Below are 15,926 nucleotides of genomic sequence, written 5' to 3'. Positions count from 1 at the left end.
CCTGTCTCAAAACTCGCAACACGGCCCGGAATAACTCCACCTTTGCCATGCTCGGGCTCGTCCAGGGCATCCGGATACCGCACCCCCATCGAGACTGGGATCCCTGGATCACCGGGACAAGCCCGGTGATGACAAAAAGTCGAGGTTCCCCCGGTTTTCGGTCAGGCCTCGAACACCGGCCCCCGGTCACGCCGCGGCACTGGCCAATTCGCCAAAACGAGCCACCAGGGCCCGGGCGACCGCATCCTTGTCCATGTCGGGCCAGGTCTCGATGCCCGAGGCGGAAACCAGATGAACGCGGTTGCGGTCCCCGCCCATCACGCCGCTCTCCGGCGAGACATCGTTGGCGACGATGAGATCGCAGCCCTTGCGGGCGAGCTTGGCCTTGGCGTGCTCGACGACATGCTCGGTCTCCGCCGCGAAACCGACGACCAAGGACGGCCGGTGCGCCTTGTCCTTTGCGATGGTGGCGAGAATGTCGGGATTTTCCACCAGCGAAAAGCTCGGCGTGGCCTCGGCGCCCTTCTTGATCTTCTGGGCACCGGCATCGGCCACGCGCCAATCGGCCACCGCTGCCGCAAAGATGGCAATGTCGGCCGGCAGCGCAGTGCTGACGGCATCCAGCATTTCGCGCGCTGTCTCTACCGGCACCAGGTTCACCCCCGGCGGCGGCAGCAGCGCAACCGGCCCCGAGACCAGGGTGACGCGAGCCCCCGCGGCCAAGGCCGCCGCCGCAATGGCATAGCCCTGCTTGCCGGATGAGCGGTTGGCGATGTAGCGCACGGGATCGATCGGCTCATGCGTCGGCCCGGCCGTCACCAGTACATGCTTGCCGGCAAGGGGCAGCGCCGGCAGCAGGCGCGTATCGGCAGCCACCGAGCCAGGCAGCGGAATGAAGGTCGGGCCCGCCAGGGCCTTTTCGATCGCAGCGACGATCTCCAGGGGCTCGGCCAGCCGTCCCGGCCCGTATTCGCCGCAGGCCATCTCACCGTCATTCGGGCCGACAAAGAGCACACCGTCCTCGCGCAACTGGGCGATGTTGCGCTGGGTCGACGGATGCAGCCACATGCGCACATTCATGGCCGGGGCGACCAGCACGCTCTTGTCGGTGGCCAGAAGCGTGGTGGAGGCAAGATCATTGGCGAGCCCCTGCGCCATCTTGGCGAGGAGATCGGCCGTCGCCGGCGCCACCACCAATAGGTCGGCATCGCGCGACATCTCGATATGCCCCATCTCGGCCTCGTCCGTCAGCGAGAACAGGTCGGTATAGACCTTGTCGCCGGTGAGGGCGGAGACGGAGAGCGGTGTGACGAAGGCTTCGCCGGCCTTGGTCAGGATGGCCCGCACATCGGCACCGCGCTCGCGCAGGCGGCGAATCAGTTCGAGGCCCTTATAGGCCGCGATACCGCCACCGATGATCAGAAGAATACGCTTGCCGACGAGGGGAGTGGACATGGATCGATCCGCCTGGAGCCATTATCGCGTTGTGCCAAAGCTTTGCGATTCCTAGAGCAAAACGCGTTCAAGTGTGAACGGCTATTTGCCCTAACTCTTTGTTTGGACGCGTCTTTGCGATTCTTGGCGATTCCAGGAAATCACAAAACGCTGTGGCGAGTCAGCCAGATCGCAAAACACTCCAGGAACTGGGCGAAAGAACCTTCCACCGGAATGTGCTCTGCTCCAGGACCTGCCGCACACACATAAATAGCGGAACCCGGCGATTCAATCGTTTCAGCGTTTGCTCGCCTGCGTCTCCATCCCGACGGGGTGGGCCAGCCAGGCGAATCGATCCATCCCCGCATAACGGATCGGATCGCTGCTCGGCGACGCCGGCATGCCTTCAAGGATGAGGCTGGCAATCCTGTCGTAATCACCGTCGAAATGGTGCCCGCCGGGGACTTCGACCACCTGCACCTTTGCGGCATCGACATCGTTGCAGCCCGACCGCGCGCCTTCATCGGCGCCGTGGAAGCACTGGATATGGGGGCCGTCAATGGCGTCGACGGCCGGGATGGTCGCCCTGCGCCCGCCGGCGACCTTCATGAAACCGACGGCGTAGTCGGCTTCCCGCGAGAGGCCGAGCAGCGAGACCTGGCGAATGCGCGCGCGCAGGTCGTCGGAGAGGCGGGTATAAATCGTGGCAGCGATATCGGCGCCGAAGGAATAGCCGACCAGGATGACCGGCCTGTCGGGGCCGATCGAGGCAGCCATCCTGTCGATCGCGGCCGCGACCTCGTCGGGGGAGCGGCGATGGATGAAATAGGCCAGGCTGTTCAGGCCGACCGTGGTCACGCCGGCGCGGGCAAGCCCCTCGGCGATACCGTCATCGATGCCCCACCAGCCACCATTGCCCGATAGCAGGATAGCAATGGGGCCATCATCGCGCCTGCCCTTGACGAGGACGATCGGAAGGTCGCGCAAGGAAGCGGGCACATTGGCATTGTCGGGGGCGGCCAATCCACCCCAGACCCCGCCAAAGGCCTGCGGAAACCAGCGCGGCAACACCTTGGCGTCGACGAAGACGCCACCTGCGACGACAAGGGTCAGAAAGGCGAAACGCCGTAATGTCAGGGAACGGACCATGGGACGGCATGAAACAGATGAACTGTCTGTTCCTGTGCCCGGAACATGGCGCGACGATGGCGGCCCGGAACCGCATTAGATCTAGAGCGTCGACCACGCTCCATCAATCGATGGAGCCGAGAGATCGACAATCTTGGCGCCACCGCTTTTGCCGACAAGAAGGATGTCGACCGTGGTCGACACTCCATCTATCCGGCTCGATCAGCGCGGTGCCAGCACCATCACCATCTGGCGGCCTTCGAGCGAGGCATCGGATTCCACCTTGGCGATCAGGCCGGTGTCGTCCTTGACACGGTTGAGCAGGCGATAGCCGATCTCCTGATGCGCCATTTCACGGCCACGGAAGCGCAAGGTGACCTTGACCTTGTCGCCTTCCTCGAAGAAGCGCTTCATGGCCTTCATCTTGACGTCATAGTCGTGATCGTCGATGGCCGGGCGGAGCTTGATCTCCTTGATCTCGACCGTCTTCTGATTCTTGCGGGCCTCGGCGGCCTTCTTCTGCTCGTTGAACTTGAACTTGCCGTAGTCCATGATCTTGCAGACCGGCGGCTCGGCATTGGCTGCCACTTCGACCAAGTCCAGTCCGGCTTCAAAGGCCATGGCGATCGCCGCCCTGGTGTCGGTGACACCGCGATTCTGCCCGTCCTGATCGATCAGCATGACTTCGCGGTTCCGAATCTCCTCATTGATGCGCGGGCCGTCCTTGACGACGGGTGCGTTTGTCCTCATAGGGCGACGAATGGCGGTAAACTCCTCTACCATGAATTGATTTGGGCGAGCCGACGGCTTCGCGTCGAAGCCCGCGCCCGGATGCGGGAAGATGTTGCCGAAGCGCCCGGAAGTCAACGCTTTCATGCCCGCTGCGCGAAATTTAGATCACAAATCAGCCCGATAGACTGTCACGGGCTCGCTATGCGGCGAACAATTCGCGGCTTTTCGCTCACTCGTCTTTGAGCTTGCGGCTCTTCATCAGAAGGTCGGCATAGACATCGAGCGTGGCATTGCACATCACGTCCAGCGAGAAATGTGCCTCGACATGCGCGCGGGCACGTGCCGCGAGGCCATCGCGGGCCGAAGCGCCCAGGGTCAACGCCTCGTGCAGGGCCTCGGCCAGGGCTTCGGCATCGCCCACCGGCGTGCGCCAGCCCGTACGCAGATTGCCGACGATCTCCGGCGGAGCCAGCACGGTTTCGGAGGTGGCGCCATGGTCGGCCACCACCACTGGGCAGCCCATCGCCTGCGCTTCCACCGCCGTGCGTCCGAACGCCTCCGGGCTGGTGGACGGAATGGCGACCGCTGCCGCGGAGAGATAGGCGGCCGGCATGTCCGAGCAATGGCCGACGCGCAGCACCAGCCCCTTGAGGCCGCGCTCGGCGATGCGCGTCTCGAGCTCGGCGACATAGCCGTCCCGGCCCTGGGCATCGCCCGCCAGGACGAAGACGGTGTCTTCGATGCCCTTCTGCTTGAGGATGGCGGCGGCGTCGATCAGCACGCGCTGGCCTTTCCAGCCGGTGAGACGGCCGGGCAGCAGCACGATGCGCTGATGCGGCGCCACGTTCCAGGCCCGGCGTAGCGTCTCCACGCGCTCGAAAGACACGGCGGAAGGCGTGAAGGCCGTCAGGTCGGTACCGCGATGGATGACGCGCAGGCGCTCCGCCGCCTCCGGCCAGTTTTCCTTGATGGTGGCGGCGGTGAAGTTCGAATTGGCGATGACGACATCGGCCTGCGCCATCACGCCGTTATAGCGCTTCTTCCATTCGGAACTCGCCGAATAGGCGCCATGATAGGTGGTGACGAAGGGCAGGTTGAGCTTCTTGGTGGCGAGGCGGGCCGACCAGGCCGGCGCGCGCGAGCGAGCATGGATGAGATCGACCTTCTCCTCGCGCACCAGGCGCTCGAGCCGCCGGGCATTGCCCCAGATGCGCAGCGGATTCTTGGTCGAGGCATTGAACGGGATCCAAAGGCCGCCACGGGCCTGCAGCTCGCCGACCAGCCGGCCGCCTTCGGTGGCGACCAGGGCCCGGGCACCCGCCCGCGTCAGCGCATCCGCGATGTCGATGGTGGTGCGCTCGGCACCGCCGGCATCCAGGGCCGGAATGATCTGCAGCACGGTGATACCGGCAAAGCGTTCCTCCTTCGGCCGTCGGCCGACCGGGCGAGCTTTGGACGAGAAATCGGACATGGGTGCAGATTTTTCCGGCTTGGTTCGGCGTGATGATGAGGGTGGCCAATGGACCTTCGTCCATGACACCCTCTATAGAGCGCCCCATGTTCTAAATGAAAGGTGATGCAGCGCAGGATTTTCGGGCCGGCCCCGCATATTTTTTCGGGCGTCCCCCAGAACGCGCCGCCGCACCAGCAAGAGGAAGTGACCGGATGACCAGCAACCCCGCCATGATCAGCGTCGGCGAAGGCCCGTCCAGCCGCACTATTGCCTGGCGTCACCAGCCCGGGCGCGGCCCGGATGTGGTATGGCTCGGCGGCTTCCGCTCCGACATGCAGGCGACCAAGGCCAGTTTTCTGGCCGAGTGGGGCGCGCGCCATCACCGGGCGGTGACGCGATTCGATTATTCCGGCCATGGCGAATCAGGTGGCCGCTTCGAGGAGGGTACTATCGGCTCCTGGCTCGAGGACGCCCTGGCCGTGATCCGCGAAGGCGTGAAGACGCCGCCGATCCTGGTCGGCTCTTCGATGGGGGGCTGGATCGCCCTTCTCGCCGCGCGGGCCCTGGCCGGCACGCCGCTGGCACCGGCCGGAATGGTGCTGATTGCCCCCGCTGCCGATTTCACCGAAAGGCTGATGTGGGACCAGTTCCCCGATACGGTGAAACGCGAGATCATCGACAAGGGGGCCTGGCTGCGCCCATCCGACTATTCGCCCGAGCCCTATCCGATCACCCGGGCGCTGATCGAGGAAGGCCGCAACCATCTTCTTCTCGGCGACATGGTGAAAACCGGCTGCCCCGTCCATATATTGCAGGGGATGGAGGACCCGGACGTGCCCTGGCAGCATGCCATGGCGCTGGTCGAGAGCCTGGCCGAGGACGATGTGACGGTGACGCTGATCAAGGACGGCGACCATCGCCTGTCGCGCCCGCAGGATCTCGACAAGCTGGTGGAAGCGGTGGAGGGCATTGCGCCCAAATCACAGCTCCTCCTATAATTGCGAGGTCCTGGCCGGCCTTGACCCGACCCTTGGAGCGGAGAGACAGATGTTTATTCAGACCGAGGCGACGCCGAATCCCTCGACTCTCAAATTCCTGCCCGGCCGCGAAGTGCTGCCCGAAGGCACCACGCTGCACATGACGAATGCCGCCGAGGGCGCGCAATCGCCGCTGGCGCAGAAGCTCTTTTCCATCGAGGGCGTCGCCGGCGTGTTCTTCGGCTCGGACTTCATCACCATCACCCGCTCGGGCGTGGAATGGCAGCACCTCAAGCCTGCCGTGCTCGGCGCGATCATGGAGCACTACCTTTCCGGCGTGCCCATCCTCAACAAGGATGTCGCGCCGCTGGAGGAAGGCGCGGAGTTCTTCGACGAGGCCGACGAGGACACGGTCGAGACCATCAAGGACCTGCTCGAGACCCGCGTGCGCCCGGCCGTGGCGGCCGATGGCGGCGACATCACCTTCCGCGGCTATCGCGAAGGCGTGGTCTATCTCGCCATGAAGGGCGCCTGCTCGGGCTGCCCCTCTTCCACGGCCACGCTGCGCAACGGCATCCAGAACCTGCTGCGTCATTTCGTGCCGGAAGTACAGGAAGTCCGCGCGGCCTGAGGCGGCAGGGTGTTTGACGAGCGGCATCGTCCGGCCGCTTTCATCAATGTTTAAGGTGGCGGGTGCTTAATCCCCTCGGGGGGCCGGAGTTCGCTACGGCCATGCGCCTGCTGCCATCTATCCTCTTTGCGAGCGCCCTGTTCGGCGCAACCCAGGCCCAGTCCGCACCGCTGACGGAACGGCGCCTGATCGACCTGTTCGATGCCCGCCTCGTCCGGGACGGGCTGGATCCAGTCCGTGCCTGCCGCGGGAAGGACGAGGAGTCCTACGCCTGCACCTTCGACGACATCGAATATCTCACGACGATCACGCCGAGAGGTGATGTCACCGGCTCGATCGGCACGTCCCGTTCGCCCACCTCGATGACCATCGTCCTCGCCGGCAATGTAGTCGATTCGATCGGCCTGGTGGGTGACCGGGCCAGCCCGGCGGACCTGATCAACTTCACCGCCCACCTCGAAAGCCTGTTGCATGCGATCGGGCCGGAGAAGAGCGACTACGACATCGAACAGGACACGCTCGATCTCGGCGTGATGCGCGGCGATGCCGATGGCGACATCGGCAAGGCCCGGGTCGTTACCGAGGGCTTCGCCACCATCCGCTGCCTCAACCAGCGCCTCACGGTGAGCGCCGGCATTGCCTGCATGATCACGATGAGGCCGACCGGCTGAACCTTCTTCGGCTCGTATCACATGGATAATTGGGGAACGGGCGTTTCCAAAGCGCCCACCCGTTCCCCCGACGCAAAATGCTTCATTCCCACTCGAAGAAGTCGGGATGGGTACGGCGCCATTCCGCCACGCGCTCGCGATGGGCGCCGATCATTTCGCCGAACTGGACGCAGGCCCGGCGGTCGCCCCTGTCGCAGCCTGCATGCAGGCGATCGAGGCGGTCGACATAGGGATCATAGGCGACCGGGGCCGGCTCATACACCGGCGCAGGCCGCGGCGGCGGGGCGGGACGGTCGGCCAGTGCCTGGCCGAGCAGGACGCCGCCGACCGCGCCAAGCGCTGCACCGCCGACGAAAGCACCGGTGCGGCCATCGCCGGCAGAGGCCGGCGTGACCGCCAATGCTGTCGTCACGCAAAGAATCGCGGCTGAAAGGCAGATCTTCATCGTCATTGTAACAGGAACTCCGATTTGATTACCCCAGCATTGTCAGTAAAATATCGGCTGATGCCTTAAAGCCAGATGAACAACAATGGTTTATTTCAAATATTTCTTCCTAATAAATCAGTAATTCTTGTGACGTTGACGCCGAATTTGGCCACAATTTCGAACCGATTGACTGATTTGATTGCGATCCCTGCGGTTCAGGCAACAAGTCCGGGCAGCGGCTGAACCGGCAGCGAATCCGGGAAAACAGTCGATCCTAGCACCATTGGCGAGAGGCCGAACTGGTCGGCCAGCAATCCCTTCAGCACGCTGCGCACATCCGTGGTCGGCTTGAGATCGCGGCCCTCGTGAAGCTGGGCGATCTTCAAGCCCGGCCAATCGGCGACGACGCGCCCTCCCTTGACCGCACCGCCCGCCAGCAGCATGACCGTGCCGGTGCCGTGATCGGTCCCTTCGGTGCCATTGATGCGCGCAGTGCGACCGAATTCGGTGACGGCGACCACGATCGTATCTTTCCAATGCGGCCCCAGGCCGCTCTCGAACGCCGCAAAGGCACCATCGAGACCACCAAGCAAGGTCGCGAGCCGGCCGGTCGCCCCGCCCTCATTGACATGGGTGTCCCAGCCGTCGAAGGCCAGCGCCGCCACGCGTGGCCCGTCATCGGCCGCAATCAGGCGGGCCGCTCCTTCGGCGGCCTGGCGCATGCCGGCGGCACTGTCGAGACCTCCCTTGCGCCTGGTCATGCCCATGCCGTCTCCGGCCGCCATGCGTTCGGCCTCCAGCCCCCGGCGCAAGGCGGAGGCGAGGACCGGATCGCGGCGGTCGTAGAGATCGAGAAGCCGCGCGGCGAGATCATCGCCCGCATCCGGCAGCACTTGCGGGGCCCAGCCGAGCACCGGCGCGGCACCCCGCATCACCAGGGGCGTCGAGGGCCCGACGGCGAGGCCGCCCTGCGGCGCGACGCGGTCGCCGGCAGGAAAGGCGGCGAGAGCGCGGTTGAGCCAGCCCGTCGCGGTATGGCCCGGCCCCGGAAAGCCGCTCTCCAGCACGTCCTGCCCATCGAAATGAGAGCGTTCGCGATAGCCGGTGGCAGCGGCATGCACCACCAGAGCCTGCCGGGCCTGGAACAGCCGGGCAAAGGTCGGCATAGCGGGATGGAGAGCGAAGAACCCATCCAGGGGCAGGGCCGGATGCGGCCCGTCCAGCGCCAGGGCGATATCGCCATGCGATCCGCTATAATCGGGGTCACCGACCGGCGCCACGGTCGAGAGCCCGTCCATCGCGCCACGCAGCACGAGCACGACCAGGCGCGGATCCCTTGTCCCGGCCGCTCGGGCAAAACGCGGCAGATAGGCCCAGCCGAACAGGGCGCCGCCGGCCAGCAGGACAGCGCGGCGGGAGGGATGCGGACGCTCGCATAGTGAGTTCATGGCTATCTCCTCTGGAATTCGGGAGCCATCAAGAGCAGCGCCACCGCCTGCTGGCGCGACTCGGCGCGGATGACGGCCTGGCGCGTCTCGGCTGATACCGAGGGACCGATGAGCGCTTCCAGGAGATCGGCAGGCTCGGCAAGAGTCCTGGCCTGGCGCGCCGCCTGCGAGGCGATATCGAGGCGCATCGCCATGCCCGCCGGGGAGGCCTGTGCATCGACGAGATCGGAAAAGCCGTTCGGGCCGGGCGGCTGCCACAGGGGCGCGCCCAGCACCGCCAGCCAATTGAGGGTCTGCCCGGGATCGGCCTCGGAACCGGGACCGATACCGCGGCGCAGGGCGAGAACGAAATCGAGGGGAGAGCGCATCTTCGCCAGCGGCTGCGACCAGGCTTCCGGCGCGTTGACCAGCGCCACGGCGATGGCGCGAAGATCGCCATCCGTCTTGGCGAACGTCTCCGCCAGGCGTGCGACCATCTGAGGTGGTGGATCGTCCGCGATGAAATGGCGCGCGATCTTCGTGGCGATATGCCGGGCGGTGGCGGGATGGCGGGCGAGATCGTTGAGCACGGCCTCGGCCTGGCCCATGCCGCCGGCCGGGTAGGTCTTGCCGAAGAAGACCTGGTCGCCGGGCTCATGCGTGTTGGCATTGAAGACGAAGCTGCCGGGCTCGCCGAGCCGCCCTTCCCGCCCCGCCACCATCCAGCCGGTGAGGATGCGCGCGAAGGCGGTCACGTCGGCCTGGCTATAGCCGCTGCCGACGCCGAGCGTATGCAGTTCGAGGATCTCGCGGGCGAGGTTCTCGTTCAGGCCACGGTTGTGATTGCGCCCCGCCCGCGAGCCCGGGCCGATGGATTGCTGATTGTCCAGGTAATAGAGCATGGCCGGATGATGCTCGACGGCCACCAGCATGTCGGCAAAGCGACCGAGCACGAAGGGGCGGATCGCCTCGCGCTCGAAGGCGCCCGCCGCCGCGCGCACGATGTTGTCCTTGGCGGCCGAGACGCAGAAATGGTTGGACCAGAAGGCGACGAGGCGCTCGACGAAGCCGATTTCCGCCACCATCGCCTTGGCAAAGCGCGCCTGCGCTTCCGCCTTCAGAAGCCTGGCCTCGACGGGAGGCTCCGGCTTCATCGGCCCCTGCGGGGCGGGAGTGGCGGATATAGCGGGCTTGCCTTCCGGGTCCATCTGGACGGCGGCGGGCGCCGTCATCCGCTCCATCCTGCGCTGCAGGTTTTCGTTCATGACGGCCTGGAGGGCCGCGGCACTGCCCGGCAGGCGGTCTGCATCCGCCGCAACCGGGATCAGGGCAATATCGGGTTTGGCAAGCTCCGCCCGCAACGCCGCGCGCGGGTCGCCGCCCAGCCTCGCCAGGTCGCCGGGGCGAGGCCCCAGGCCGAAACGATTGAAAACGACCCGTGCAGGGTCAAGGTCCTGCTTCGTCACCACCGCCTCCCCCATTCAGGGTGGCAGCAGTATCGGCGAGGTGTCCGCTGTCATCGCGGCGATCCGATGACTTTAAGAAGGCCGACTATTTCCAAACTTTGCTGAACAACCGACGGCCTGATCTTGACCGGGCAGCATCGTCCACCAGCAGACGCGGATGGTTTGCCTTTCTACCGTAAAGGGAGTAGGCAGGCTTCCCGCGACAGCGAATACTTTTCAATTTGGCCAAAGAAAGCCTCCTGCACCAAGTAGAGGCATGACCCAAAACAAGAAAACCGACGAGGAAAGCCCACGAGCCGGCCCTTCCCGTCCTGCCCGCCTCCTGGACGTGGCACGTCTTGCCAAGGTTTCCCGCGCAACGGCGGCCCGCGCTCTCGGCGGCTATGGCCTGGTGACCGAGGAGACGCGCGAGCGCGTCGCGGCGGCGGCCCGGACGCTGAACTACCGGCTCAACGAAGCGGCCCGGGCCATGCGGGCAGGTCGCACCCAGGTCATCGGCGTGGTGCTCGCCGACATCAGCAATTCCTTCTTCGCCAGTGCGGCCCGGGCCATCATCGATACCTGCGCTTCCCTCGGATACCAGACCCTGATCGTCAACACGGACGACGATCTCAAGACCGAGGTCGAGGCGGTGCAGACCCTGATGGAAAAGCGCGTCGCCGGCATGATCGTGGTGCCGTCCTCGCCCGACCATAACGAGCATCTGCAGAAGGCCGGCGCCGGCGAGGGACGCATGGTGCTGCTCGACCGCCGCATCGCGGATATTCCGGTCAGCGCAGTGACCACGGATGATCGCGGCGGCGCCCGCGAAGCCGTGGAATTGTTCATCGCCCGCAGACACACCCGCATCGGCCTCGTCGTCTTGACGGCAGCTGCCACCTCGCATCGACAGAGCGAGCCGCGGGGCGCCGTCTCGAGCGCGCGCGATCGCGTCCTCGGCGCGCGCGAAGCCCTGGCAGCCGCCGGCCTCGACCTGCCGAAGGCCTGGCTGCGCTACACGCCGAACAATCCCCAGATGATCATCGACGCTGCGACGTCGATTCTCAGCGCCGATCCGCGGCCCACCGCGATCCTGGCGACATGCGAGGAAATCGCCATCGGGGTACTGGCTGCCTGCCGGGCCCTGAATCTCGCGGTGGGGCGGGATGTCGCCCTCATCAGTTTCGACGAATCGCCTTGGTCGGGTGCCCTCACGCCGGCGATCTCGGTGGTGCAGCGTCCGATCCATGAAATGGGGCGCGCAGCCGTCAATTTGCTGGTCCGGCAGATCCAGGGCGGCGAATCCGGCAGGGATGTCGAGATGCCGACCATCCTGATCGACCGGGAATCGGTCTTCGATCTCGCGCCTTGATCGCGGACCAGCGTTGACAGACCTGCCTTCTCGTGCATCATTTGAGTTATAAGTTTTTATAATAAAATGAGATCGATCTCATTCATTAGGAGGAAATCATGAAGGCTTTGAAATGCCTCGCCGGCATCGCCATGGCCGGCGCGGCCCTGGTCACGGGCCTATCGGCCCCTGCCCTGGCCAAGGAGGTCAAGACGGTCGGCATATCGGTAGGATCGCTCGGTAATCCCGGCTTCGTGATCATCGCCAACACGGCGACCCGGATCATCAAGAAGGCCTATCCCCAGGCGCAGGTGACCACCGTCGGCTACGACTACGATCTCGGCAAGCAGGTCAACCAGATCGATAATTTCATCGCGGCCGGTGCCGATTTCATCCTGCTCAACCCCGGTGACCCCAAGGCGATCACGCCGGCGATCAAGAAGGCCCAGGCGGCTGGCATCCCCGTCATTGCCTTCGACACCGGCGCCGAGGGCGCCGACGCCATCGTGATGACCGACAACATCATGGCCGGCAGCGTTTCCTGCCAGTACATCGCGGACAAGCTCAAGGGCGCCGGCAATGTCGTCATCCAGAACGGGCCGCAGGTCTCCTCGGTGATCGACCGCGTGGTGGGCTGCAAGCAGGTCCTGGCCAAATATCCAGACATCAAGATCCTGTCGGACGACCAGGACGGCAAGGGCTCGCGCGACGGCGGCATGGCGGTGGCCCAGGGCTACCTGACGCGCTTCCCCAAGATCGACGCGATCTTCACCATCAACGATCCGCAGGCCATCGGCACGGCGCTCGCCGCCAAGCAGGCCGGCCGCAGCGAGTTCTTCATCACTTCGGTCGACGGCTCGCCGGATATCGAGGCTGCCTTGAAGGATCCGGCGCTGGACATGATCAAGGCTTCCGCCAGCCAGGATTTCTACGCCATTCCCAAGGTCTCGGCGCAGACCGCGATGGACCTGGTCAACGGCAAGAAGCCCGAGAAACCGGTCATCCTGATTCCCTCCGCACTGGTCACCCGCGAGAATGTCGGCGACTACAAGGGATGGAATGCCAAGCACGACGACTGACGTCGCCGTCTGGTCCAAGATGGCCTCCTCCTGCCCGAGGAGGCCATTTCAACTCCTGAAAGTACAGGCCATGCTCCCGCTCAAGACATCGACACTCGCCTCGTTCGGCCCGACCGTGACCCGGCCGACCTATGATCGCAGCCGGCTGCGGGCCGGGATCGTGCATTTCGGGGTCGGCAATTTTCACCGCGTGCACCAGGCCATCGCCATCGAGGCCTGCCTGCATCATCCCGGGCAAGAGGGGTGGGCGATCTGCGGCGTGGGCCTGACCGACGGTCCCGCCGCACGGGCCAAGGCCGAAGCCTATCGCCGGCAGGACAATCTGTACACGGTGACGCAGCTCACCTCCCCGGCCCCGAAGGAAACGCAGATCGTCGGCGCGATGATCGACTATCTGCATGCCCCGGCCGATCCCGAAGCCGTGCTCGCCCGCCTCGCCGATCCCGCCACCCGCATCGTCTCGCTCACCATCACCGAGGGCGGCTACAACATCGACGAAACGAGCGGCGCCTTCCGCCTCGACGCGCCCGACATCCGCCACGACCTCGAGGGCGGGCCGCTGCGGACGGTGTTCGGCTATATCGTGGCCGCGCTGGCACGCCGGCGCCAGGCCGGCCTGCCGCCCTTCACCGTGATGTCCTGCGACAACCTCGCCCGCAACGGCGACACCTCGCGCCTTGCCGTGCTCGGTTTTGCCCGTGCCCTCGATCCCGGCCTCGCCGACTGGATCGAAGCGAACGGCGCCTTCCCCAACTCGATGGTCGACCGCATTGCGCCGCAGGTGCCGGAGGATGAGCGCCGGCGCATCACCGCCGGCATCGGCGTCGAGGATCTCGTCGCCGCCACCTGCGAACCCTATACGAGCTGGGTGGTGGAGGACCGTTTCTGTGCCGGCCGCCCCGAGCTCGAACGGGCCGGCGTGGTGTTCAGCAGTGAGGTGCCGGCCTATGTCGCGGTGAAGGGCAGGCTGTCCAATGCCGCCCATATGCTGATGTGCTACCCGTCCCTGCTGATGGGTGCCCGCCTGGTCGACGAAGGCATGCGCCATCCCGACATTCCCCGCCTTCTCCGCACCTTCTGGGAGCGCGATGCCCGCCGTCTCGTCGAACCGCCCGCCGGCTATTCGACGACGGCTTTCACCGACACGGTGATCGAGCGTTTCGCCAATCCCGCGATCAAGGACCAGCTCCTCCGGGTGGCCGGCGATGGCGCCTCCAAGATCGTGGTCTTCCACGGCAAGACCATCGGCCAGCTGATCGCTGGCGGCTCGGACCTTGCGCGCGAAGCCTTCCTGCTTGCCTGCTTTGCCCGCTATCTCGGCGGCATGGACGATCGGGGCATAGCCTTCGACATCTTCGAGCCACGCATCGGCGAAGCCGATTGGCAGCGGCTGAAGAGCGGCGATCCCCTGGCCGTGCTCGACATCGAGGCCTTTGCCGGTCTCGGCCTGCGCCAGAGCCCGGCCTTCGTCGCCGCTTACCAAATCCAGTCAAAATCATTGGCAAGCCAGGGAACAGCTGCAACATTGGCGCAACTGCTGAAATAACAGCATGAAAACGGGGGCAGGATGAACCCAGGCCAGACGCATCCCTTCCTGGAAATGCGCAATGTTTCCAAGACGTTCGGCCGGGTCCAGGCCCTCAAGAACGTGTCGCTCGACGTCAAGCTCGGCGAGATCCATGCCTTGATGGGCGAGAATGGTGCCGGCAAATCGACCCTGATGAAGATCCTCTCCGGCGCCTACACGCCAGATGAGGGCTCGGAAATCCTGATCGATGGCCAGAAGGTGGCGATCTCCGGGCCGATGGCGGCCAAGCAATTGGGCATCGCCATCATCTACCAGGAGCTTGCCCTCGCGCCCAACCTCACCGTGGCCGAGAATATCTATCTCGGCCGCGAACCGAGCCGGGCCGGCCTGATCGACCGCGGCGCCATGATTGCCGGCGTCGAAAGCGTGCTGCAGCGCCTCGGCGCCACCTTCACGGCGCGCGACAAGGTGGCCGAGCTCTCGATCGCCGAACGCCAGCTGGTGGAGATCGCCCGCGCCGTGCATGCCCGTTCCCGCGTGCTGATCATGGACGAGCCCACCACCACCCTGTCGGAGCGCGAGACCGAGCGGCTGTTCGCTCTGGTGCGCCAGCTCAAGCAGGAGGGGCTCGCCATCGTCTATATCAGCCACCGCATGAAAGAGGTCTACGAGCTTTCCGATCGCGTTTCGGTGCTGCGCGACGGCACCTATGTCGGCACCTTGGACCGCGAGGCGATCACTCCCGCCGCGGTGGTGCGCATGATGGTGGGGCGCGACCTCTCCTCCTTCTACAAGAAGGAGCACGATGCCCATCAAAGCCGCGGCCGGATCATCTTCTCGGTACGCGACATCGCCGACGGCCGGCGCATCCAGCCCTGCTCCTTCGACATCCACGAAGGCGAGGTGCTCGGCATTGCCGGCCTGGTCGGCGCCGGCCGCACCGAGCTTGCCCGCCTGGTCTACGGCGCCGATGCGAAGATATCGGGTGCCATTTCGGTCGATGGCAAGGAGGTCAGCATCCGTTCGCCCCAGGACGCCATCGAGGCCGGCATTGCCTATCTCACCGAGGACCGCAAGCTGCTCGGCCTGATGCTGGACATGTCGGTGGCCGAGAACATCAATCTGGGGGTGATCGCCCGCGACGCCCTGGCCGGCGGCTTCCTCAACCTCGCCAAGGGCCGCAGGCGCACGGCCGAGGCGATCCAGGCCACCGGCATCCGTACCGCCTCGCCCGACGCGCCGGTCGGCGGCCTGTCCGGCGGCAACCAGCAGAAGGTCCTGCTTTCGCGCCTGCTCGAGACCAAGCCGCGCGTGCTGATCCTGGACGAGCCGACCCGCGGCGTCGACATCGGCGCCAAATCGGAAATCTACCGCCTGATCGACCGGCTGGCCCGCGAGGGCGTCGGCGTGGCGGTGATCTCGTCCGAACTGCCCGAAATCGTCGGCATCTGCGACCGCGTCATCGTGATGCGAGAAGGCCACATCGCCGGGGAACTCGGCGGCGGCCCCGATGCCGAAGCGGTCAGCCAGGAGAACATCATGGCCATCGCGACATCCGCCGCGAAGGACGCGGCATGAAGCACCCCGCCTTTACCCTCCAATCGGGTATCCGCAGATCTCGGCAAGACAACACGGCCCACAAG

14 protein-coding genes are annotated in these 15,926 nt (G+C 65.4%); 7 read left to right on the top strand and 7 right to left on the bottom strand.

Going from position 1 to position 15,926, the window contains the following annotated elements; genetic code table 11:
- Positions 1–186: 186 nt before the first annotated feature.
- The 4 genes from coaBC to ACTJKX_RS26815 all read right to left on the bottom strand — a co-directional run bounded on the left by coaBC (position 187) and on the right by ACTJKX_RS26815 (position 4,765).
- Entirely contained in the window at positions 187–1,455 is a 1,269-nt protein-coding gene (coaBC, locus tag ACTJKX_RS26830; protein ID WP_311939817.1) for a bifunctional phosphopantothenoylcysteine decarboxylase/phosphopantothenate--cysteine ligase CoaBC, read from the bottom strand.
- A gap of 276 nt (positions 1,456–1,731) precedes the next feature.
- Entirely contained in the window at positions 1,732–2,583 is an 852-nt protein-coding gene (locus ACTJKX_RS26825; RefSeq protein ID WP_440727076.1) for an AcvB/VirJ family lysyl-phosphatidylglycerol hydrolase, read from the bottom strand.
- Between the two features lie 201 nt (positions 2,584–2,784).
- Positions 2,785–3,324, bottom strand: coding sequence for a translation initiation factor IF-3 (gene infC, locus ACTJKX_RS26820; RefSeq protein ID WP_371260377.1), 540 nt, complete (start codon positions 3,322–3,324; stop codon positions 2,785–2,787).
- A 199-nt stretch (positions 3,325–3,523) separates the two neighbouring features.
- Complete coding sequence (locus ACTJKX_RS26815) at positions 3,524–4,765, bottom strand: glycosyltransferase family 4 protein (RefSeq protein WP_367623679.1); 1,242 nt, start codon at positions 4,763–4,765, stop codon at positions 3,524–3,526.
- Between the two features lie 194 nt (positions 4,766–4,959).
- Here ACTJKX_RS26815 and ACTJKX_RS26810 point away from each other — a divergent pair, with 194 nt between their 5' ends.
- From ACTJKX_RS26810 to ACTJKX_RS26800, 3 genes are all read left to right on the top strand, one after another.
- The gene (locus ACTJKX_RS26810; RefSeq protein ID WP_440727075.1) at positions 4,960–5,745 is read left to right on the top strand and encodes an alpha/beta hydrolase; all 786 of its coding nucleotides are present in this window, start codon (positions 4,960–4,962) and stop codon (positions 5,743–5,745) included.
- A 49-nt stretch (positions 5,746–5,794) separates the two neighbouring features.
- Positions 5,795–6,355 (top strand): NifU family protein, encoded by a 561-nt coding sequence (locus tag ACTJKX_RS26805; RefSeq protein WP_440727074.1) that lies wholly within the window; start codon positions 5,795–5,797, stop codon positions 6,353–6,355.
- Between the two features lie 101 nt (positions 6,356–6,456).
- Complete coding sequence (locus tag ACTJKX_RS26800) at positions 6,457–7,026, top strand: hypothetical protein (protein ID WP_440727073.1); 570 nt, start codon at positions 6,457–6,459, stop codon at positions 7,024–7,026.
- 82 nt (positions 7,027–7,108) lie between these two features.
- Here ACTJKX_RS26800 and ACTJKX_RS26795 read toward each other — a convergent pair whose 3' ends face one another.
- The 3 genes from ACTJKX_RS26795 to ACTJKX_RS26785 all read right to left on the bottom strand — a co-directional run bounded on the left by ACTJKX_RS26795 (position 7,109) and on the right by ACTJKX_RS26785 (position 10,346).
- Entirely contained in the window at positions 7,109–7,438 is a 330-nt protein-coding gene (locus ACTJKX_RS26795) for a hypothetical protein (RefSeq protein WP_311939829.1), read from the bottom strand.
- Positions 7,439–7,668: 230 nt separating this feature from the next.
- Complete coding sequence (locus tag ACTJKX_RS26790; RefSeq protein WP_440727072.1) at positions 7,669–8,901, bottom strand: DUF1501 domain-containing protein; 1,233 nt, start codon at positions 8,899–8,901, stop codon at positions 7,669–7,671.
- A 2-nt stretch (positions 8,902–8,903) separates the two neighbouring features.
- The gene (locus ACTJKX_RS26785; RefSeq protein WP_394313434.1) at positions 8,904–10,346 is read right to left on the bottom strand and encodes a DUF1800 domain-containing protein; all 1,443 of its coding nucleotides are present in this window, start codon (positions 10,344–10,346) and stop codon (positions 8,904–8,906) included.
- 256 nt (positions 10,347–10,602) lie between these two features.
- Between ACTJKX_RS26785 and ACTJKX_RS26780 the strand changes: the two genes are divergently transcribed.
- The 4 genes from ACTJKX_RS26780 to ACTJKX_RS26765 all read left to right on the top strand — a co-directional run bounded on the left by ACTJKX_RS26780 (position 10,603) and on the right by ACTJKX_RS26765 (position 15,861).
- Positions 10,603–11,697 carry a LacI family DNA-binding transcriptional regulator gene (locus ACTJKX_RS26780; protein WP_311939835.1) on the top strand — a complete coding sequence of 365 codons (1,095 nt, stop codon included), beginning with the start codon at positions 10,603–10,605 and terminating at the stop codon, positions 11,695–11,697.
- Positions 11,698–11,795: 98 nt separating this feature from the next.
- Positions 11,796–12,755, top strand: a complete 960-nt coding sequence (locus ACTJKX_RS26775) for an ABC transporter substrate-binding protein (protein ID WP_367623672.1) — start codon at positions 11,796–11,798, stop codon at positions 12,753–12,755.
- A gap of 70 nt (positions 12,756–12,825) precedes the next feature.
- Positions 12,826–14,301, top strand: a complete 1,476-nt coding sequence (locus tag ACTJKX_RS26770) for a mannitol dehydrogenase family protein (protein ID WP_394313435.1) — start codon at positions 12,826–12,828, stop codon at positions 14,299–14,301.
- Positions 14,302–14,322: 21 nt separating this feature from the next.
- Positions 14,323–15,861, top strand: coding sequence for a sugar ABC transporter ATP-binding protein (locus tag ACTJKX_RS26765; RefSeq protein ID WP_394313437.1), 1,539 nt, complete (start codon positions 14,323–14,325; stop codon positions 15,859–15,861).
- The last annotated feature ends 65 nt before the right edge of the window (positions 15,862–15,926 follow it).

Origin of the sequence: Labrys sp. 22185, from assembly GCF_052045555.1 — a bacterium.
Classification (GTDB): Bacteria; Pseudomonadota; Alphaproteobacteria; order Rhizobiales; family Labraceae; genus Labrys; species Labrys neptuniae.
The sequence above is the reverse complement of the archived record's forward strand: the minus strand, read 5'-3'. Positions and strand labels throughout refer to the sequence as shown.

Coding starts and splice junctions, on each gene's coding strand:
- coaBC (WP_311939817.1), bottom strand. CDS start 1,455: ATGTCCACTCCCCTCGTCGGCAAGCGTATTCTTCTGATCATCGGTGGC.
- ACTJKX_RS26825 (WP_440727076.1), bottom strand. CDS start 2,583: ATGGTCCGTTCCCTGACATTACGGCGTTTCGCCTTTCTGACCCTTGTC.
- ACTJKX_RS26815 (WP_367623679.1), bottom strand. CDS start 4,765: ATGTCCGATTTCTCGTCCAAAGCTCGCCCGGTCGGCCGACGGCCGAAG.
- ACTJKX_RS26810 (WP_440727075.1), top strand. CDS start 4,960: ATGACCAGCAACCCCGCCATGATCAGCGTCGGCGAAGGCCCGTCCAGC.
- ACTJKX_RS26805 (WP_440727074.1), top strand. CDS start 5,795: ATGTTTATTCAGACCGAGGCGACGCCGAATCCCTCGACTCTCAAATTC.
- ACTJKX_RS26800 (WP_440727073.1), top strand. CDS start 6,457: ATGCGCCTGCTGCCATCTATCCTCTTTGCGAGCGCCCTGTTCGGCGCA.
- ACTJKX_RS26790 (WP_440727072.1), bottom strand. CDS start 8,901: ATGAACTCACTATGCGAGCGTCCGCATCCCTCCCGCCGCGCTGTCCTG.
- ACTJKX_RS26780 (WP_311939835.1), top strand. CDS start 10,603: ATGACCCAAAACAAGAAAACCGACGAGGAAAGCCCACGAGCCGGCCCT.
- ACTJKX_RS26775 (WP_367623672.1), top strand. CDS start 11,796: ATGAAGGCTTTGAAATGCCTCGCCGGCATCGCCATGGCCGGCGCGGCC.
- ACTJKX_RS26770 (WP_394313435.1), top strand. CDS start 12,826: ATGCTCCCGCTCAAGACATCGACACTCGCCTCGTTCGGCCCGACCGTG.
- ACTJKX_RS26765 (WP_394313437.1), top strand. CDS start 14,323: ATGAACCCAGGCCAGACGCATCCCTTCCTGGAAATGCGCAATGTTTCC.